Origin of the sequence: Streptomyces sp. NPDC047022, assembly GCF_040644155.1 — a bacterium.
Classification (GTDB): Bacteria; Actinomycetota; Actinomycetes; order Streptomycetales; family Streptomycetaceae; genus Streptomyces.
The window spans coordinates 1-17424 of sequence record NZ_JBEYVV010000011.1 but is presented as its reverse complement, the minus strand read 5'-3'; the positions used below and the strand labels follow the sequence as shown (position 1 = coordinate 17424).

Here is a 17424-nt window from a genome sequence, read left to right as displayed (position 1 = left end):
GGTGCGCAGGCCGCCTCAGGGCGATCGGCGCGTGGTGAGCGCGCAGGCCACGGCGGAGGCGGTTGCCGTGAGCAGCGCGGCGAGGGCGAGCGGCAGCAGCGGAAGGGGGACCTTCGCCGTCTGCGAACCGGACACCAGGGCGTTGACCGCCGCGTTCGCGGGTGAGCCGCCCACCACGAGGACGAGCAGGACCGCGAGCAGCAGCGCGGGGACGGACCGCCCCGGGGTGCGCAGCACCGGCCAGGTGGTCAGCGCGCCCACGGCCGTGCCGAGCAGCGCGCACACGAGCACGGCGATCAGCCCGGCACACGCGGACGGGTATACGGGCACGCGCGTCCGGCCGTCGGTGCTGGTGTGGCTGCTGATCAGCGTGACCACCATGGTCGCGGACATGCCGATCACGGCCGAGGCACCCAGCGCGACGGTCAGACACGCCAGATGGGCCCGCCCGGCACCGGCCGCCGCAGCGACGCAACTGCGGGCCGCGGGCGGCTCGTTGGTCGCACAGACACGGACGAGCCAGGCGGCGGCGGGCAGTACGGCGGCGGCGGTGAATCCGAGCGAGTCGAGTACGGGCTGTCCGCTCTGGACGCCGATGGCGAGGAAGGCGGCGTACAGCAGGAACGGGGGAAGCCAGCGCTGGGAACGCAGCAGCAGGGCGGTCTGGTAGCGCAGAAGAGGGATCATGAGCGGCTGTCGGCCTCTGCTTCTCGGGGTTCCGCACTCGCCGGGGCCCGGTCGGCGGGGCCGACGGCCACCACGTGCCAGGGCGGCCTGGCGCCGAGCAGGATGCGGAGTACGACGTCGGAGTGGCTCGCGGAGACGGTGAGACGGAAGGTGCCCGACGCGGTGCGGACCGTGGATGCGGCCATCGCCTCCGCCTCGGCGGGCGGCTCCGCACCGGCGGGTCCCCGAACCTCCACGGCCATGGAGGCGCCGGCCGGAGCCGTCGGCATGGGGGTGTCCGTACGGAGTTCGAGGGTGCCGCCGGTGACACGATGGACGGCGTCGGCCGCTCCCGCGAGCCGACGGGGGTCATGGTCGACGAAGACGACCGCGCCGCCCGCGGCCGTGCGCTCGGCGACCGCGCGGTCCAGTTCGGCGCGGGCTGCGGCGTCCAGGCCGGTCCATGCCTCGTCGAGGACCAGCAGCTCGGGGGCCGCGAGCAGGGCCTGGGCGACGGCGACCTTCTGGCTGCTGCCCTTGGAGAGTTCCGCCATCGGCGTCCGGAAGTACGTGGCGGCGCCGAATCGCTCCAGCCACTCCTCCGCGGCGCGGGCGGCGGCGGCCCGGGGCAGACCGTGAACGGCTCCGAGGTGCTCGAGATAGCCGACCACCGTGAAGGGCAGGGCGGCGGGGAAGCGCTCGGGGACGTAGGCGGTGCGCGGATGTCCGGTGACGCGGCCCTCGTTGGGGGCGTCGATGCCTGCGAGAAGGCGCAGGAGAGTGGATTTGCCGGTGCCGTTCGCGCCCTCGATACGGATCAGCGAACCGGGCTGCACGGTGAGATCGACCCCGCGCAGCACCCAAGGCCCGCGCAGCCCATAACGGCGGCCCACCCCCGTGAGGCACAGATCAGGTTGCATGGGAACATCCTCGCCCGGCCCGGCGGATCCCCGCAGGTGAATGGGCGGGCGCTCCCTCCGCATGTCGGGATAGCGCCGACTCGCGCTGATCGATGGCCATGGCGGTGTCCCCGCGGCACCCGGCGTGCGCCGCGGGGACGGGCGGTGCGAGGTCAGGCCCCCAGGGCGTGGACCATGTTGACGATGGCAGTCATCTGAGGTGCGCTCCTGACCGCGTAGTCGGAGCCGGTGTAGCCGAACCAGTCCCAGCAGCCCTGCGGGTTGACCGGCCAGACGCTGGAGACGGCCTGCGGGTAGAGGACGACCAGGTTGTTGGTGTCGGCGTAGGTGTCGAGGTTGCCCTTCTCGGCGAAGGCCGTGCCGAGGAGTTGCTGGGCGGACAGGCAGCCGTGCAGGGCCACCACCAGCTTGCAGGGAGCGCCGTTCGCACAGGCCGGCGGGACGTAGAGCTGCCCGGTCGAGTCCATGGAAAGGGAGCGGGCCGAGCCGCCGGGGACGTAGCGGTTCTGGTCGAAGTACGTGAGGTCACCCTGGGGGGTGCCGGTGTTGCGCGGGTTGACCGTTCCCAGCCAGGCGGTGAGCATCTCGCGCTGAGGATCGTCGTGGCAGTCGTTCAGGAACGGCGGCAGGGTGAGGGCACAGGGAACCACGCCGTCGGGGGTGGGCCAGGAGTGTCCGGCCGGGTCCCGGTCGTGGTACGTGACATCGGCGCCGAAGTGTTCGTAGAAGTCGACGCCGGCCCGGGAGACCAGCGGGTTGACCACGGGGTCGAGGTAGCCGTGGTAGGTGTAGACCGGCTTGCCGGCCAGGTTCGAGACGGGGTCGATGCGGCCCTCGGCCGTCCAGTCCTCGGCCTGCCGCTCCAGGTCGCCGACGCCCAGGCCGAGGTCGCAGGTGACGAACTTGATCACGTGTCCCTGGCCGCAGTCGTACGGCCCGGCGGCGAAGATGCCGGCGCCGTCGAAGGTGCCGGAGTAGGCGACCTGAAGCTGAGTGGCCATGAAGCCGCCTGAGGAGACACCGGTGACGTAGGTACCGGTGATGTTCAGGTCCGGCAGGGGCGGGGTGGCGGCCCGGGCGGGCGTGGCCGGGCCGACGGCGGCGAGGGCGAGGGCGAGAGCGGCGCCCAGGGCGGCTATGGCCTGGGCGGCTCGGTGCAGGGAGCGGAATCTCATGGAGCACACTCCGATACGGGTGGGGAGGTGGGTGCCGTCCGTTGCGGGCGGCATCGTGCACCGGCGCGGCGGCAGCGGGCGTGGGTGCCCGTGCGTGCGAGCCGGAAGGGGGCATGGGCGTATGGGCGTGAGGGGTGGTGCGGGCGCGGCGTGGATCAGCCGGGCTCGTCGGCAGGGTCCGAGGACACGGTGATCGCGGACACGGTGATCGCGCGCTTGAGGATCTTGCCCGTCGGTCCCTTGGGCAGGTCGGCGATCCGGACGAGCCGCGGGTACTTGTGCGGGGCGACTTGGGCGCGGACGAACTCGCGCAGTTCGTCGGGGGTGGCGGTGGCGCCGCTGTGCAGGGTGACCACGGCGGCGATCTCCTCACCGTGGGTGGGGTGCGGGACTCCCACGACGGCGGCTTCGGCTACCGCGGGGTGCCGGTAGAGGGCCTCCTCGATCTCGCGGGGGTAGACGTTGTAGCCACCGCGGATGATCAGCTCCTTCTTCCGGTCGACGATCCGGAACAGGCCGTCCGGGTCACGGACGCCGATGTCACCGGTGCGCAGCCAGCCGTCCACGATCGTCTCGTCGGTGGCCTCGGGACGCCTCCAGTAGCCCTTCATGACGTTGTGTCCCGAGACCGCGATCTCGCCGGGCTCACCGTCCGGAAGAGGCCGGCCCGAGTCGTCCTGAACCCGCATCAGGACGCCCTCGATCGGGGTGCCGATGGTCCCGGCCCTGCGAGGGCCGTCGGGATGATTGAAGGAGACGACCGGGGACGTCTCCGAAAGGCCGTAGCCCTCCAGGACGGTGCAGCCGAAGACCGTCTCGAATCTGTGCAGGACCTCGACGGGCAGGGCGGCGCCGCCGGAGACGCACAGGCGCAGGGAAGATGTGTCGGCGGTTCGCGCGCCGTCGTGGGCGAGCAGGGCGGCGTACATGGTCGGCACCCCGAGGAAGACCGTCACGCGATCGCGCTCGATCATCGCAGGCACCTCGGCGGCGTCGAACCGCGCCAGCAGCGTCAGGCAGGCGCCCGACGCTACGGCGCAGTTCAGACCGACGACCTGGCCGAAGGAGTGGAACAGCGGCAGGCCGCCGAAGATCACGTCGTCCTCACCGAGCCGCAGCAGGGTGCGTGCGCAGACCTCCGTGTTGCGCACGAGGTTGTCGTGGGTGAGTTCGGCGCCCTTGGGGGTGCCGGTGGTACCCGAGGTGTAGAGGATGACCGCGGTGTCGTCGGCGGCGCGGTCGGCCACGTCGGCCACGGGTGCGTGCGCCGCCAGCAGTTCGCGCAGTACGGCGGAGCCCACCGTGAGGTGCCGGGTGCCGCAGTCCTCCGCCGCCGCGCGCGCTTCGGCCGCGTGGTCCTCCCAGGTCAGCAGGAGTGCCGCGCCGGAGTCGGTGAGGTAGTGGCGTACCTCGGGCGCCTTCAGCAGCGGATTCATCGGGACCACCACCGCACCGGCGCGCAGGATCGCGAAGTAGAGGACGGCGAAGGCCGGGACGTTCGGCACCATCAGCCCCACCCGGTCGCCGGGACCCACGCCCTGGGCCCGCAGTACGGCAACCATCCGCGCCGAGCCGTCCGCCAGCTCGGCGTAGCTCAGGGACTCCGCCGCGAGGCGCAAGGCGGTGCGCTCGGGAACGCGTTGCGCGGTCGAGGTCAGGAAGGCCGCGAGATTGGCGGACGCGGTGGGCGGGGCGGGTGCGGTGGGTGAGGCGGGGCGGGCGACGGGACGGCTCACGGGAGGGCTCCCCCAGGGATCGCGGCCGGCTGCCGGAGCGGGCGGCACGGCCAGGTTTCCAACCAATCGATTGGTTGTTTCTGGATCGTTGCGAGACACCATCCGGCTTCCGGGTTACGGTGTCAACCAATCGATCGGTTGGAATTCCGGCCGAGGCTGCTGTCGTCGGCCTTCGGCCTTCCGTGCCTGCCGCCTACCGCCTACCGCCTACCGTCCAGCCCGTTCAACCCGTCCACCCCGTTCAGCCCGTTCAGCCTTCAGGAGCAGCCGTGGAACTTCCCGCCTGGGATCCTCGCCGGGTCGTCGCGATGGAGACGGCCCTCCCCGAGGGCGTCACCCCGCCCGGCACCCGCGGCAAGATCCTCAGAGCGGGCCTGGAACTGTTCGCCGAGTCCGGTTTCGCCGGCGCCTCGATCCGGCAGATCGCGGGCATGGTCGGCATCAACTCCGCGACCCTTTACGCGCACTACCCGTCCAAGGGACACGTCCTGGCCGAGCTCGTACGCATCGGCCACGAGGAGATGCGGACCCGGCTGACGGAGGCCGCCACCGGCACCCGCGACGACAGCGCACCCCGGCAACTGGCCGCCCTGGTCCGCGCCCACGTCCTGCTCCACACCGACTATCCGCTGCTTGCGGTGGTCACCAATGGCGAACTGCACGCCTTGCCACCCGAACTGGCCGCGCCCTCGATCCAGTTGCGCGAGGAGTGCCGCCGCTTGCTTGCCGACGTGATCGAACGCGGCATCGGCAGCGGCGAGTTCGAAGTCGATGATCCCCTGCTGACGGTCACCGCGATCGGCGGCCTCGGCGTACAGGTCGCGCAGTGGTTCGGTCCCGCCCTGGAGCGGACCCGCGAGCAGGTCGCCGACCAGTACGCGCAGTTCGCGCTGCGCATCGTGAACGCCGTCCGCTGAGCCCGGTGCCTCCTTCGGCCCCCGGCCCTGTGCGAAGGCTCCCAACCCTGTGCGAAGACTCCCCGTTCCGTGCGAAGACTCCCTGTTCTGTGCGAAGGAGTGACCATGCGACCGATCCTCGCGACCTCCCACGGGCTGGTCCGCGGCATCACCGGCCCTGCCGGGATCGCCTGCTTCAGGAACATCCCCTACGCCGCCCCTCCGACCGGGCCGCTGCGCTTCGCGCCCCCTCAGCCGCCGGCCGCGTGGGACGGCATCCGTGATGCCGACGCCTACGGCCCCACCGCCCCTCAGGCCCCGTACCTGCCACCCATGGACCGGCTGCTCCCCGAAACCCTCGTCCCCGGCGAGGACTTCCTCAACCTGAACATCTGGACCCCGGACACGACGGGACGCCTGCCCGTGCTGGTCTGGATCCACGGCGGCGCCTTCAGCAACGGGAGCGGATCCCTCACCGGCTACGACGGGACGGCCTTCGCCCGTGACGGCGTCGTCCTGGTCACGCTCAACTACCGGCTGGGCGCGGAGGGCTTTCTCCATCTCGGTCCCGACGACACCGTACGGGCCAACCTCGGTCTGCTGGACCAGATCGCCGCGCTCGAATGGGTCCGCGACAACATCGCGTCGTTCGGCGGCGACCCCGGCCGCGTCACCGTGGCCGGGCAGTCGGCCGGGGCCATGAGCATCGGCGCCCTGATGGCCATGCCCGCGGCCAAGGGCCTCTTCCATCGCGCGGCCCTGCAGAGCGGCGCGGCCCACCACACGCTCTCACCGGCGAGCGCCGCCTTGGTCGCCAGCCGCCTCGCCGCCGTGCTCGAGGTGCCTCCCACCCGGCCGGACCTCGCCGCCGTACCCGCCGAACGCCTGCTGGCCGCCCAGTCCCAGCTGCGCGGCGCGATCTTCGCCAACCCCGATCCGGCCCTGTGGGGCGAGGCCGCGCTCAACCTCATGCCCTTCGAGCCCGTGGTCGACCACGACACTCTCCCGCGCGCGCCCATGGAGGCGATCACCGAGGGCGGCGCGGCGGGCGTGGACGTCCTGGTGGGCTGGACCAGCGACGAGTTCCGCTTGTTCACGGTGCCCTCCGGACTGAGCGGCCTGGTCACCGAGGACCTCGTGGAACGCACCGCCACCGCCTATGGTCTGTCGCCGGGCCGGGGCGTCGCCGCCTACCGTGCCGCGTTCCCCGGAGCGAGCCCCGGCGAATTGTTCACCCGGATCGCCACCGACTGGTTCTACCGCCTGCCCGCGCTACGCCTGGCCGAAGCGCAGGCACGCCATGGTGCGCGCGCCTTCGTCTACGAGTTCGCATGGCCTTCCCCCGCCTTCGGCGGCGCACTGGGCGCGTGCCATGCGCTCGACGTCCCCTTCGTCTTCGACAACCTGGCCGACCCGGCCTTCGCGCCTCTCCTGGGCGGCACCCCGCCGCGAGCGCTCGCGGACATGATGCACACCGCGTGGGTCTCCTTCGCCACCACCGGCGATCCCGGCTGGCCCGCATATCGCGACCCGGACCCGGCCGTCCGCCGCTTCGCGGCCGTACCGTCCACCGTGGCCGCCGGGCACGAACCTCGCGGCGGTCTCCGTAACCTGTGGCACGGCCTGCGCTGACAACCTGGCCGATCGGCTGATTCCGGACCGCCTCGACGTCCACCGCCCCTGAATTCCCCGATCTTCCACCTGGCAGACTGGGAGCCGTGAGCAGTGACCAGACCCCGACGGCACCACCGGCGGACTCCCCGACCAGCCCCTTCCACGCCGAGCGCAGCGCGCGCGACGAGGCTCCGCAGTTCGCTCTGCCGCTCGTCGTGCACATGGAGCGGGACGCTCCCCCGGCGCGTACGGACGCGCTGGAGACGGCGGCGCGCGCCGTGCTCGTCATGCTGAGCGACGAGCGCTCGCTGGGCGAGGGGGAATGGGCCCAGGTGATGCGGGACTGGCAGGACGCGCGGATCCGCAAGGTGGTGCGGCGGGCGCGCGGCGCCGAGTGGCGGCGGGCCGAGGCACTGCCGGGCATCACGGTCATGGGCGAGTCTGCCGAGGTACGGGTCTTCCCGCCCGTCCCGGTGGATGTGTGGCCCAAGGAGTTGGCCAAGCTCCAGGTCTCCGGCACGGACCTCGACGACCCGCGTCCGCCGGCCGACGCGGACCCGGAGGTACCGGTCCTGTGGCTGAACCCGGAGCTCACGATGTCGGCGGGCAAGGCGATGGCCCAGGCCGGGCACGGCGCTCAGCTCGCCTGGTGGGCCCTGTCCGACGAGGAGCGCGCGGTCTGGCACAAGGCGGGCTTCCCTCTCGCGGTCCGCACAGCGCCCGCGGCCCTGTGGCCCGGACTGACCACGTCCGGGCTGCCGTTGGTACGGGACGCGGGCTTCACCGAGATCGCGCCCGGCAGCGCGACGGTGGTGGCCGGCCATCCGGCCCTGCGCCTGATCTGACGCCCGGCGCGGCGGGGGCTTGATACCACGTAACGGGCATGCTCGCGGGCACCAGGGCGTAGTACCGGAGCCCGCCGGGGTGACAGATGGCGATGAACCACGTGTCCCTGTCCGTCTTCCGCTTCGACGACCAGGCCCTGATCACTCCACATCTGGCACACCTCGTCGGCCACGACTCCCCGCTCATGCACGTACGCCGCCGCGCGCAAGGCGGCATGTTCGACCGGTTCGCCGAGCACGCGGAGGAACTGTGGAGCCGCAGTGTTCCGCTCAACGATGTCTCGACCGGGACCCGCTGAGCGGATTCCGGCCTACGCACCACTGCTCGTAGCCGTGGGCTCCTGAGGAATCGAACTAGGCCGGTTCGCCCTTCTGCCTTGCGGTTAGAGCACTCGTGCCGTGAGTCGGCGGGCATAGCCAGGACGAGGCCAACGGGCGTGGGCGCCGGAACCTCCTGGCTCATGTCGCTTGTTACGTACTCCACTACCTCGTGTACGCGTACGCCGTGACCCACGTGATGTCCATCTGCGCCCACGAACCCGGCGCGGCGTACGGTCCGTACAAGGCGCTCTCGTTCTGGAGGATCCAGCTCAGCGGGCGCGTGGCGACTCCGCGGCCGTCGCTCAGGTACAGGTGGCCGTCCAGGTAGTAGCGGGCTCGGCCGGGGGTCCACTCCATGCTGACCGTGTGCCACTCGGTGAACGGCCTGCCGGTGTCGGCGAAGCCCTGCGCCCGCCCGTCGCACGGGTGGTGGAAGAAGTGGACGGTGTCGGTCCAGGACTGCTCGTACATGTCCATCTCGCAGCCGCCGCCGTAGAACAGCCAGGCGCTCTTGTAGCCGGGCGCCGCCCGCACCACGCGCACCCGGGCGCTGTACTTCCCGTACGTCTGCCGCATCACCCGACGCGGCACCACCGCGGCGACATGGAGATCACCTCCGGACGCCGGCCGGTACATACGGATGTGCATGCGCCCGTCGCCGTCCGCCGCGGGTCCCACCCACACCGTGTCGTCGGCGCGGTATTCGCCGCCGAGCACGCGGTCGTTGCCATTGGAGTGGTTACGCGGGTTGGCGGTGTCGTACCAGCCGCGCGGGTAGGCCCACCAGTCGGCGCGGTAGGAGCCTGTGAGGCCGCCGCAGTAGGCGCCTGGGGTGTCGGCGTCGTGGTCGCAGTCGCTGAAGGAGCCGAGCGGTACCACGTCACCGTCGAAGTTCTCGGCGAAGACCTGGTGGAAGGGGCCGCAGTCGCCGTGCGGCATCGCGTCGCCGGTCGTGTGGCAGGCGTCCTGCGAGGGCACCGGGGCGGTCGCGCGGGACGCCGGTGTGGCCGCCCCGAGGGTCGTCGGCGCGAGGACGGCCGCCGCGAGCGCGAGGACACCGCGCAGGCGGCGCAGTCCAGGGCGACGATGACGGCTCATCTCTGCTCCTCGCTACCGGGTGACGACCGGCCGGCCTCCTCTCAGGTCTTCCTGGGAGCCGCGTCCCCGGACTCCGCCGTTCGGGTCCAGTGCCGGCGGGCGGAACCTCAAATGTTGCTCTGAACGTCCCAGGCGAAGGGTTCGGCGGCGACGGTCCGGGCCATGACCCCGTCACAGCGGAGGAGGGGACGGGACGATGAAGCGACTCGGAACGGGCATCGGATGGCGGCCTGAGATCGCCGACGCCGTGGAGCGCATGCCGGGCATCGACTGGGTCGAGGCCGTGGCCGAGAACCTCTGCCCCGGACATGTCCCCGAGTCGCTGCTGAGGCTGCGCGAGCGGGACGTCACCGTCGTACCGCACGGCGTGTCACTCGGTCTCGGCGGCGCGGACCGCCCCGACCCGGCGCGGCTGGCCGACCTCGCCGCGCGGGCCGAGGCCCTGGACTCGCCGCTGGTCACCGAGCACATCGCGTTCGTACGGGCGGGCGGCCCACTCACCGCCTCCCCGCTGCTGGAAGCGGGCCATCTGCTCCCCGTCCCGCGCACCCGCGACGCGCTCGACGTCCTGTGCGAGAACATCCGTATCGCCCAGGACGCCCTGCCCGTGCCGCTCGCGGTGGAGAACATCGCGGCGCTGATCGCCTGGCCGGGCGAGGAGATGACGGAGGGGCAGTTCCTGTACGAGCTGGCCGACCGCACCGGGGTACGCCTGCTGATCGACGTCGCGAATCTGCACACCAACCACGTCAACCGGGGCGAGGACCCGGCCAGGGCGCTGGACGAACTGCCCGTCGAGGCCATCGCCTACGTCCATGTCGCCGGCGGCTTCGAACGCGACGGCGTCTGGCACGACAGCCACGCCCACCCCGTACCGCGGCCGGTCCTGGACGTCCTCGCCGACCTCGCCTCACGTGCCGTCCCGCCCGGCGTGCTGCTGGAACGCGACGACAACTTCCCGGAACCGGGCGAGCTGGAGCAGGAGTTGGCGGTCATACGGGAGACGGTGGAGAAGGCCCGGGCCGGCGGCGAGGTACCGCCCGGTGCGCGGATACCGGCCGCGACGCGACAGCCGGCGCCCGTAGGGACCTACGGCACGACGGACCACGGCGGCGACGCCGAGGACCACGACTGCGACGGCACCGGCCCCGCCCGCCAGCGGCTGGCGCTCGCGCAGGCCTCCCTGCTGTCCTGCCTGGTCGCGGGCACACCCGTGCCCGAGGGGTTCGACCGGGCACGGATCGGGGTGCAGGCGCGCTCCCTCGCCGCGAAGCGCGCCGGGATCGTCGCCACGGTCGCGCCCGAGCTTCCCTGGATCCTCGCGAAGGAGTACCGGCCCGCCTTCCTCGCCTATGCCCAGGGTCGCCCGATGACCGGCGGCTACCGGCGCGACGCCCTCGACTTCGCCGAGCACCTGTTGCGCACCGGGGGCCTCGACGGCCCCGAAAAGCGGCAACTACTGCACGCGTGGTGGCTGGAGCGCTCCGGCCCCACTCCCCCGTCCCGGCGTCCCACGGCCCGCCTGGCCCGTGCCACCCGGCGGGCACTTCTCAGGCACTGACTGCTCCGCCCTCCTTCAGGACCGGATGAGGGGCGGCTTGCCCGATGGGGCGAGCCGCCCCTTCCTTCATGTCCTTCATGCGCCGACGTCCGCACGGGCCGACAATCCAAGTTTCCTTGACAAATTTTTTTGTCGGCTGGATCCTGGGCATGCCTTCGCGGACAAGCCGGCACCGAGAACCGGACACAGGGCATCGAGAACAACGGAATGTCAAGAACAAATAGAACATCAAAGACAAAGGACATCGGAATGCGCACTCTGATCAGCACCGCCTTCATTTCGCTCGACGGCGTCGTGGAAGCACCGGGCGGCGAATCCGGCCACCGGAACTCCGGGTGGACGTTCAAGGACGTCGAGTTCATCCCCGAGGCGTACGAGATCAAGGGGAGGGAGCAGGAGGAGGCCGCCGCGCTCCTGATGGGACGTGTGAGCTACGAGGAGTTCAGCCCGGTGTGGCCGGACATGACGGAGTTCACCGGCTACAAGGCGATGCCGAAGTACGTCGTCTCCACCACCCTCGACGAGGCCGACCTGGTCTCGAACTGGGGCGGGACCACGATCCTGCGCTCACTGGACGAGGTCGCCGCCCTGAAGGAGACCGAGGGAGGCCCGATCATCGTCCACGGCAGCGCCCGCCTGAACCGGGGCCTCTCGGACGCGGGCCTGATCGACCGTTACCACCTGCTCGTCTTCCCGCTGCTGCTCGGCGCGGGAAAGCGTCTGTTCAGCGACACGGACAAGGACACGCAGAAGCTGAAGCCGGTCGAGCACGAGGTCTACTCCAACGGCTTGCAGAAGAGCGTCTTCGACGTCATGCGCTGACACACCCGCCCCGTGCGCCCCATCGCCCGTCCAGTACCAGTTCCGGGCGCATCCCGCGGTGCATCCCCGGGTATGTGCCAGGGTTCACACCCTGAGCCGTCGGCGTTCGGGCGGTAGTCGGTCTACGGGGGTACGGCAGGGAATATCCGTCTCCTCTCGCGCCGCATTCGGCATGCGATGTCCCGTTTCCCGCCCTTTCTTCTGGGCGCCGGTCGGCGTGGGCAGCGCAGTAATATGCCGATCCGCACCCCAAGCTCACCAGCGTGCGGTGCCGCAAGCAGGAGGCACCGATGCGATCCAGACTCGACCAACGCCGCCGGATCTTCAACGGCACCGGGATCCTCCTCGTCCTGCTCGCGGGAACGCTCGCCGCGCTGGTCTTCCCCGTCTGGTCCTACGCGGACCGCTCCGGCACCGGCGTCGACACCCTGAGCGCCCAGACCGTGTCCACGCCGTACGGCCCGTTGTCCGGGCTGGACCGGGACTTCGTCACCCGGGTGCGGCTGGCCGGGCTGTGGGAACAGCCCGCGGGGCGGCAGGCCGAACAGAAGGGCACCACCCAGGCGGTACGCACCGCGGGTGAGCACCTCGTCGAGGGGCACACGTTCCTGGACGCGCGCGTCCGTGACGTCGCCGCCCGCCTCCGGCTCGCCCTGCCCGACCGGCCGAACGCGCAGCAGCGACAGTGGCTGGCGACACTCGACGCGGCCCAGGGCGAGGAGTACGACCGCGACTTCGCCAACCTCCTGCGCAGCGCCCACGGCAAGGTCTTCACTCTCGTCGCCCAGGTCCGGGCCACCACCCGCAACTCGCTGGTGCGCGCCCTGGCCGACGACGCGAACGCCGTCGTCCTCGACCACATCAAGATCCTGGAAGCCACCGGCTACGTCGACTTCGACGCCCTCGCCCGGGACGCGGCCACCGCGACCCCACCGCCGCTCACCACGTCCCCGGCGCCGCCGGGCCCCACGGACGCCCCCGGTACGCCGGTTCCGGTGACGCCGTCGCCGACGTACACACTGCCGCCTGCGGCGTCCAGCCCCCTGCCCTGACGGGCGCGCCCGGTCAGGAGCCGTGGCGTTGAACTGATGTCCAGTTGGGCGGCGGCCATGACGGCCAGGGCCAGGACGAAGCCGAATGCCTGCGGCAGACTCAGGGACTCGCCCAGCGTGAAACCGACGAACGTCGCGACCAGCGGGGACAGCAGCACCAGCGGCGCGGACGCGCCGATCGGGAGCCGCCCGAGGCCGCGGAACCAGAGTGTGTAGGCGATGAGTCCGCCCATGCTGCCGAGCCAGAGATAGCCGCAGACCGCTCCCGCGTCGATCCTCGGCGGCGCCCCCTCGACGGCGAAGGTGAGCGGGAGCAGCAGCAGGCCGCCTGCCGTCAGCTGCCAGCCGGCCAGGGCCAGCGGGCCCACCCCTTCGGGCCGGCCCCAACGCTTGGTGAGGACGACCCCGCAGGCCATGCCGGCCGTACCCGCGAGCCCGGCGAGCACCCCTACGGCGTCCAGCCCGGCCTTCGGCCCGAGGACGACGAGTCCGACGCCGAGCACTCCAAGCACACCCCACATCCAGCGCCAGGCCGTCGGCCGGTCGTGGAGCACGGCGATGCCCAGCCCGGCGACCAGCAACGGCTGGGTGGCACCGAAGGTGGCGGCGACACCGCCGGGGAGCCGCTCGGCCGCGAGGAACACCAGCGGGAACATGGCACCGATGTTCAGGACGCCGAGGACGGCGGCCTTCCACCACCAGTGCCCACGCGGGAGCACGCGGGTGAGCGCCAGCCCGAGCAGCCCGGCGGGCAGAGCGCGCATCAGTCCGGCGAACAGCGGGTGCCCGGGCGGCAGAAGCTGCGTGGTGACGGCGTATGTGGTGCCCCAGGAGGCGGGAGCGAGCGCGGTCAGTGCGACGGTCGCCGTCCGCGCCGCGGACGAGGTCCGCGGCAGTCCGGGCGACGGTCGGGCCATGGAATGCATACGGGAAAGTCTCGGCAGCCGCACATCATGAGTCCAACGCATGGTTGTCATGCCAGCCATGAACGGCAACCATGGCTGGGTGGATCTGCAGCAGATGCGCTACGCCGTCGCCGTCGCCGACACCCGCAACTTCACACGCGCCGCGGAGCGCTGCTTCGTGGTGCAGTCGTCGCTCAGCCATCGGATCGCCGCGCTGGAACGGGAGCTCGGGGTCAGGCTGTTCGCCCGCTCCAGCCGCCGTGTCGAGCTGACCAGCGCCGGTGCGGCTTTCGTCGCCGCGGCGCGCGAGTGCCTTGCCGCCGCGGACCGCGCGGTCGCCGACGCCGCGGCGGCGACGGGAGTGGTGCGGGGCCGGCTCGCCGTGGGCGTGATCGTGACCACGGCCGCCGTCGACGTACCCGAGGTACTGCAGCGGTACCGCGCCCGGCACCCGGACGTCCGGGTCAGCCTCCGTTCCGGCCGCAGCGACGAACTGGCGGCGGAGATCCGGGACGGCGACCTGGACATCGCCTTCCTCGGCATGCCGGAGGGTGACCGGCCGCCCGGTGTGGAGACCGTCGCCCTCGATCACGACAGGCATGTGCTGGTGGTGCCGGCCGGGCACCGGCTCGCGGGCGCCGACCGGGTCACGCTGGCGGAGATCGCCGAGGAGACGTTCGTGGACTTCATGGGCGGGACGCCCGCCCGGGCCCAGTCCGATCAGGCGTTCGCCGCCGCCGGCCTGGTCCGCGACGTCGCGTACGAGGCGGGCGCCGTCGAGCTGATCCCCAGGCTGATCAGGCATGGCCTCGGCGTCGCGCTGCTGCCGTCGGCGTTCGCCGGCCCGCTGACCGCCGAGGATCCGCGGCTGGTGCTGGTGACGGTGGTCGACGGTCCGCGCCGGGTCGAGTATCTGGCGTGGAGCCGCTTCAACCCGAGCCCGGCCACGAGGGCGATGCTCGATGTCCTCGGGGTCAGTTGAACCCTCCCCCAGCTGAAGCAGGGGGATTCCTGGCTCAGGAATCCCTGCAGGTCAACGACCTGAAAGGTCTTACTCCCTCAACGCCACCCGGGACGGAACCTGCCCGGTTTGTACAGCAAAGTCAGGTGGTGATTGTGCTGGCTTGGTTCTCGCGCAACACGTTGTACGCGCTTGGTTCTCGCAACGCACAGCGCACAGGCTACCCGTCACGTACGCGGTCTTTCGCCCTAAGGGCGAAATCCCGTTTCCTGCCCTGCTCCGCAGGAGCTTCGTTTCCTCCCCCGGCTCAAGCCGGGGGTATCCACGAAGGAAAACCCCGATGACCAAAAGGGGCGGACGCGGGACTCAGGCGAGCCCGGCGACGAGCTCCGCGACCGACCTGCGGCGGCCGGTGAAGAACGGCACCTCCTCGCGCACGTGCATCCGGGCCTCCGAAGCGCGCAGATGGCGCATGAGGTCGACGATGCGGTACAGCTCGTCGGCCTCGAAGGCGAGGACCCACTCGTAGTCGCCGAGGGAGAACGAGGCGACCGTGTTGGCCCGCACGTCCGGGTAGCCGCGGGCCATCTTGCCGTGGTCCGCGAGCATGCGGCGGCGGTCCTCGTCCGGCAGCAGGTACCAGTCGTAGGAGCGCACGAACGGGTAGACGCTGACGTAGTTGCGCGGCGTCTCGTCGGCGAGGAAGGCCGGGACGTGCGAGCGGTTGAACTCGGCCGGGCGGTGCAGCGCCATGTTCGACCAGACCGGCTCGAGGGCGCGGCCCAGCTTCGTACGGCGGAAGAGGTTGTACGCCTCCTGGAGCTGGTCGCTGGTCTCGGCGTGCCACCAGATCATGAGGTCGGCGTCGGCGCGCAGGCCCGAGACGTCGTACGTGCCGCGGATGGTCACGTCCTTGGCCGCGAGCTGGTCGAACAGCTCCTGGACCTCGTCGGCGTAGCCGGAGCGGTCCTCGGGCAGCACGTCCTTCAGCTTGAAGACGGACCACAGCGTGTAGCGGATGACCTCGTTGAGGTCCTTGGCCAGCTTGCCCTTGTTCGGGATCCTGCCGGACTCGGTGGTGGGTGCGTCGTCACTCATGAGGCTATTGTCCCGCCCCGCCGTGCAGGCTCTGCACCGGGTTCGAGATGAGTTCCCGCACGCCGCGCGGATCGCCGCCGAGCTGGTCCGCGGCGGCGTACGCGCTCGCGATGCACGCCGGGATGCCGACGCCGTCGTAGGCGGCGCCGCACACGGCCAGCCCCGGCAGCTTCGCCACCTCGGCGCGGATGCGGGCCACGCGCGCGTGGTGGCCGACCGGGTACTGGGGCAGGCCGTCGGTCCAGCGGGTCACCCGGGTCTCGAGCGGGGCGGCTGCGAGGCCGGTCGCCTCGCGCAGGTCGTGGCGTGAGACCGCCACCAGGTCGGCGTCCTCGCGCCCGAGGACCTCGGTCTCGCCGTACCGCCCGACGGACGTCCGCAGCACGACCACGTCCGGGTCCTCGTCCGCGATCCAGCCCCACTTGCGGGAGGCGAAGGTCGACGCCTTGATGGTGTGCCCGTCGACGGGCGGCACGAGGAAGCCGCTGCCGTCGGGGAGAGTGGTGCCGGCGGCGCGGTAGGCGAGGGTGACCAGGGCCATGGAGGCGTACTCGACGGTGTCCAGTCCGGCGGCGGCGCCCGGCGAGGCGGGGCGCAGCAGGCGGGCGGCCTCCTGGGCGGGGGCGGCGACGATCACCGCGTCCGCCTCGATGAGGCGCCCGCCGGCCGTGACCTCCCAGCCCTCGGCGGTGCGGCGCAGCCCGTCCGCGCGGGTCCCCAGCAGGATCTCGCCGCCGCGCGCCCGCACCGACTGTGCGACGGCGAGCGGGAGTTGGGCGACACCGCCCTCGATCCCCATGAACACGGGTCCCGCCGCCTGCGGGGCCGCGGCGGCCTTCGTCTGGATCTCGCGTACCGCTTCCGTCAGCGAGTCGTGCGTCCGGGCGGCCTGGAAGAGCTGGGGGACCGCCGAGCGCAGCGAGATGCGGTACGCGTCGCCCGCGTAGACCCCGCCGAGCAGCGGCTCCACCAGGCGGTCGACGACCTCGCGGCCGAGGCGAGCGGCAACGTACTCCCCTACGGCCACATCGTCGCCGACCTCCGTGCGCGGCAGCTCGGTGTCACGCTCGATACGGCGCAGGCCCTCGTCCGACAGAACGCCGGTCAGCGCGGACGCCGTGCCGGGTACGCCCATGACATGCCCCTTCGGCATCGGCCGCAGGGCGCCGCGGGTCCAGATCGAGGCGGACGCGGTGGCCGGGGTCCGCAGGCGCTCCGCAAGGCCGACCTCGCGGGCGAGCCCCACCGCTTCGGGGCGCCGGGCGAGCATCGACTCGGCGCCGAGGTCGACCCGCACCCCCGCGATCCGCCCGGGCAGCAGCTTGCCGCCGACCCGCTCCGACGCTTCGAGGACTGTCACGGCGGCGCCCCGGCCCAGCAGCCGGTGGGCGGCGGCGAGACCGGCTATCCCGCCTCCGATGACGACGACCCGCTCCGCGTCCCCGCGGCTCTCCCTGGCGTTCATGCCCCAAGCCTCTCAGATCACCGCTGTTCCCAGGTCAGCAGCCGGCCCCGGCGGGCAGGACCGGAGCCATGTCGATGGATCCGTTGCCGGCCAGGGCCCGTGCGCTGTGGGAAGACCCGGCCGGGGTACCGGTGTCGTTCGCGCCGACGGGCGGTGTGGACGTGGAGCAAGCCGCCGGGCCCAGGGTCTTTCGTTTGGATCGGGCCGGATCAGGGAGCGGGGTCTGGTGCCGTGCATCGCAAGGCGGAGGAGGGCGTCATGGCGGAGCCATGGCAACCGACGACAACGC

The 17424-nt window shown here is 71.8% G+C and carries 14 protein-coding genes and 2 pseudogenes; 8 read left to right on the top strand and 8 right to left on the bottom strand.

Annotated elements, in window-relative coordinates; all coding sequences use genetic code 11:
- Nucleotides 1-15 precede the first annotated feature (15 nt).
- The 4 genes from ABZ845_RS14545 to ABZ845_RS14530 all read right to left on the bottom strand — a co-directional run bounded on the left by ABZ845_RS14545 (nucleotide 16) and on the right by ABZ845_RS14530 (nucleotide 4497).
- On the bottom strand, nucleotides 16-687 hold the full coding sequence (locus tag ABZ845_RS14545; RefSeq protein ID WP_360978212.1) for an ABC transporter: 672 nt from the start codon (nucleotides 685-687) through the stop codon (nucleotides 16-18).
- Entirely contained in the window at nucleotides 684-1586 is a 903-nt protein-coding gene (locus tag ABZ845_RS14540; RefSeq protein WP_360978209.1) for an ATP-binding cassette domain-containing protein, read from the bottom strand. The genes ABZ845_RS14545 and ABZ845_RS14540 overlap by 4 nt, the downstream gene beginning before the upstream one ends.
- A 152-nt stretch (nucleotides 1587-1738) precedes the next feature.
- Nucleotides 1739-2761 (bottom strand): PHB depolymerase family esterase, encoded by a 1023-nt coding sequence (locus tag ABZ845_RS14535; protein ID WP_360978206.1) that lies wholly within the window; start codon nucleotides 2759-2761, stop codon nucleotides 1739-1741.
- 155 nt (nucleotides 2762-2916) lie between these two features.
- Nucleotides 2917-4497: a long-chain fatty acid--CoA ligase gene (locus tag ABZ845_RS14530; RefSeq protein ID WP_360978203.1), complete on the bottom strand. Its 1581-nt coding sequence runs from the start codon at nucleotides 4495-4497 to the stop codon at nucleotides 2917-2919.
- Between the two features lie 269 nt (nucleotides 4498-4766).
- Between ABZ845_RS14530 and ABZ845_RS14525 the strand changes: the two genes are divergently transcribed.
- From ABZ845_RS14525 to ABZ845_RS14510, 4 genes and pseudogenes are all read left to right on the top strand, one after another.
- Nucleotides 4767-5414, top strand: a complete 648-nt coding sequence (locus ABZ845_RS14525; RefSeq protein ID WP_360978200.1) for a TetR/AcrR family transcriptional regulator — start codon at nucleotides 4767-4769, stop codon at nucleotides 5412-5414.
- Between the two features lie 105 nt (nucleotides 5415-5519).
- The gene (locus ABZ845_RS14520) at nucleotides 5520-7025 is read left to right on the top strand and encodes a carboxylesterase/lipase family protein (protein ID WP_360978197.1); all 1506 of its coding nucleotides are present in this window, start codon (nucleotides 5520-5522) and stop codon (nucleotides 7023-7025) included.
- A gap of 86 nt (nucleotides 7026-7111) precedes the next feature.
- On the top strand, nucleotides 7112-7852 hold the full coding sequence (locus ABZ845_RS14515; RefSeq protein WP_360978194.1) for a peptidyl-tRNA hydrolase: 741 nt from the start codon (nucleotides 7112-7114) through the stop codon (nucleotides 7850-7852).
- A gap of 89 nt (nucleotides 7853-7941) precedes the next feature.
- A pseudogene (locus ABZ845_RS14510) lies at nucleotides 7942-8151 on the top strand (XRE family transcriptional regulator); the annotation flags it as partial.
- Between the two features lie 184 nt (nucleotides 8152-8335).
- On the opposite strand, the gene ABZ845_RS14505 reads toward ABZ845_RS14510, so the two are convergent.
- Complete coding sequence (locus tag ABZ845_RS14505; RefSeq protein ID WP_360978191.1) at nucleotides 8336-9271, bottom strand: glycoside hydrolase family 16 protein; 936 nt, start codon at nucleotides 9269-9271, stop codon at nucleotides 8336-8338.
- A 196-nt stretch (nucleotides 9272-9467) separates the two neighbouring features.
- Between ABZ845_RS14505 and ABZ845_RS14500 the strand changes: the two genes are divergently transcribed.
- The 3 genes and pseudogenes from ABZ845_RS14500 to ABZ845_RS14490 form a co-directional block, all read left to right on the top strand.
- Nucleotides 9468-10832, top strand: coding sequence for a DUF692 domain-containing protein (locus ABZ845_RS14500; RefSeq protein WP_360978189.1), 1365 nt, complete (start codon nucleotides 9468-9470; stop codon nucleotides 10830-10832).
- Nucleotides 10833-11081: 249 nt separating this feature from the next.
- Complete coding sequence (locus ABZ845_RS14495) at nucleotides 11082-11654, top strand: dihydrofolate reductase family protein (RefSeq protein ID WP_360978186.1); 573 nt, start codon at nucleotides 11082-11084, stop codon at nucleotides 11652-11654.
- 290 nt (nucleotides 11655-11944) lie between these two features.
- A pseudogene (locus ABZ845_RS14490) lies at nucleotides 11945-12511 on the top strand (DUF4142 domain-containing protein); the annotation flags it as partial.
- A 26-nt stretch (nucleotides 12512-12537) separates the two neighbouring features.
- Here ABZ845_RS14490 and ABZ845_RS14485 read toward each other — a convergent pair.
- Entirely contained in the window at nucleotides 12538-13623 is a 1086-nt protein-coding gene (locus ABZ845_RS14485; RefSeq protein ID WP_360978183.1) for an EamA family transporter, read from the bottom strand.
- Between the two features lie 88 nt (nucleotides 13624-13711).
- On the opposite strand from ABZ845_RS14485, the gene ABZ845_RS14480 reads away from it, so the two are divergent.
- Entirely contained in the window at nucleotides 13712-14593 is an 882-nt protein-coding gene (locus ABZ845_RS14480; protein WP_360978602.1) for a LysR family transcriptional regulator, read from the top strand.
- A 345-nt stretch (nucleotides 14594-14938) separates the two neighbouring features.
- Here the strand turns inward: ABZ845_RS14480 and hemQ are convergent, their stop codons facing one another.
- Nucleotides 14939-15670, bottom strand: a complete 732-nt coding sequence (gene hemQ / locus ABZ845_RS14475) for a hydrogen peroxide-dependent heme synthase (RefSeq protein ID WP_360978181.1) — start codon at nucleotides 15668-15670, stop codon at nucleotides 14939-14941.
- A gap of 4 nt (nucleotides 15671-15674) precedes the next feature.
- Nucleotides 15675-17135 (bottom strand): protoporphyrinogen oxidase, encoded by a 1461-nt coding sequence (gene hemG, locus ABZ845_RS14470; protein WP_360978178.1) that lies wholly within the window; start codon nucleotides 17133-17135, stop codon nucleotides 15675-15677.
- Between the last annotated feature and the right edge of the window lie 289 nt (nucleotides 17136-17424).

Excerpts from the sequence above, each read along its gene's own strand:
- ABZ845_RS14500 (WP_360978189.1), top strand. The coding sequence starts at position 9,468 with ATGAAGCGACTCGGAACGGGCATCGGATGGCGGCCTGAGATCGCCGAC.
- ABZ845_RS14535 (WP_360978206.1), bottom strand. The coding sequence starts at position 2,761 with ATGAGATTCCGCTCCCTGCACCGAGCCGCCCAGGCCATAGCCGCCCTG.
- ABZ845_RS14545 (WP_360978212.1), bottom strand. The coding sequence starts at position 687 with ATGATCCCTCTTCTGCGCTACCAGACCGCCCTGCTGCTGCGTTCCCAG.
- hemQ (WP_360978181.1), bottom strand. The coding sequence starts at position 15,670 with ATGAGTGACGACGCACCCACCACCGAGTCCGGCAGGATCCCGAACAAG.
- ABZ845_RS14540 (WP_360978209.1), bottom strand. The coding sequence starts at position 1,586 with ATGCAACCTGATCTGTGCCTCACGGGGGTGGGCCGCCGTTATGGGCTG.
- ABZ845_RS14505 (WP_360978191.1), bottom strand. The coding sequence starts at position 9,271 with ATGAGCCGTCATCGTCGCCCTGGACTGCGCCGCCTGCGCGGTGTCCTC.
- ABZ845_RS14520 (WP_360978197.1), top strand. The coding sequence starts at position 5,520 with ATGCGACCGATCCTCGCGACCTCCCACGGGCTGGTCCGCGGCATCACC.
- hemG (WP_360978178.1), bottom strand. The coding sequence starts at position 17,135 with ATGAACGCCAGGGAGAGCCGCGGGGACGCGGAGCGGGTCGTCGTCATC.
- ABZ845_RS14495 (WP_360978186.1), top strand. The coding sequence starts at position 11,082 with ATGCGCACTCTGATCAGCACCGCCTTCATTTCGCTCGACGGCGTCGTG.
- ABZ845_RS14485 (WP_360978183.1), bottom strand. The coding sequence starts at position 13,623 with ATGGCCCGACCGTCGCCCGGACTGCCGCGGACCTCGTCCGCGGCGCGG.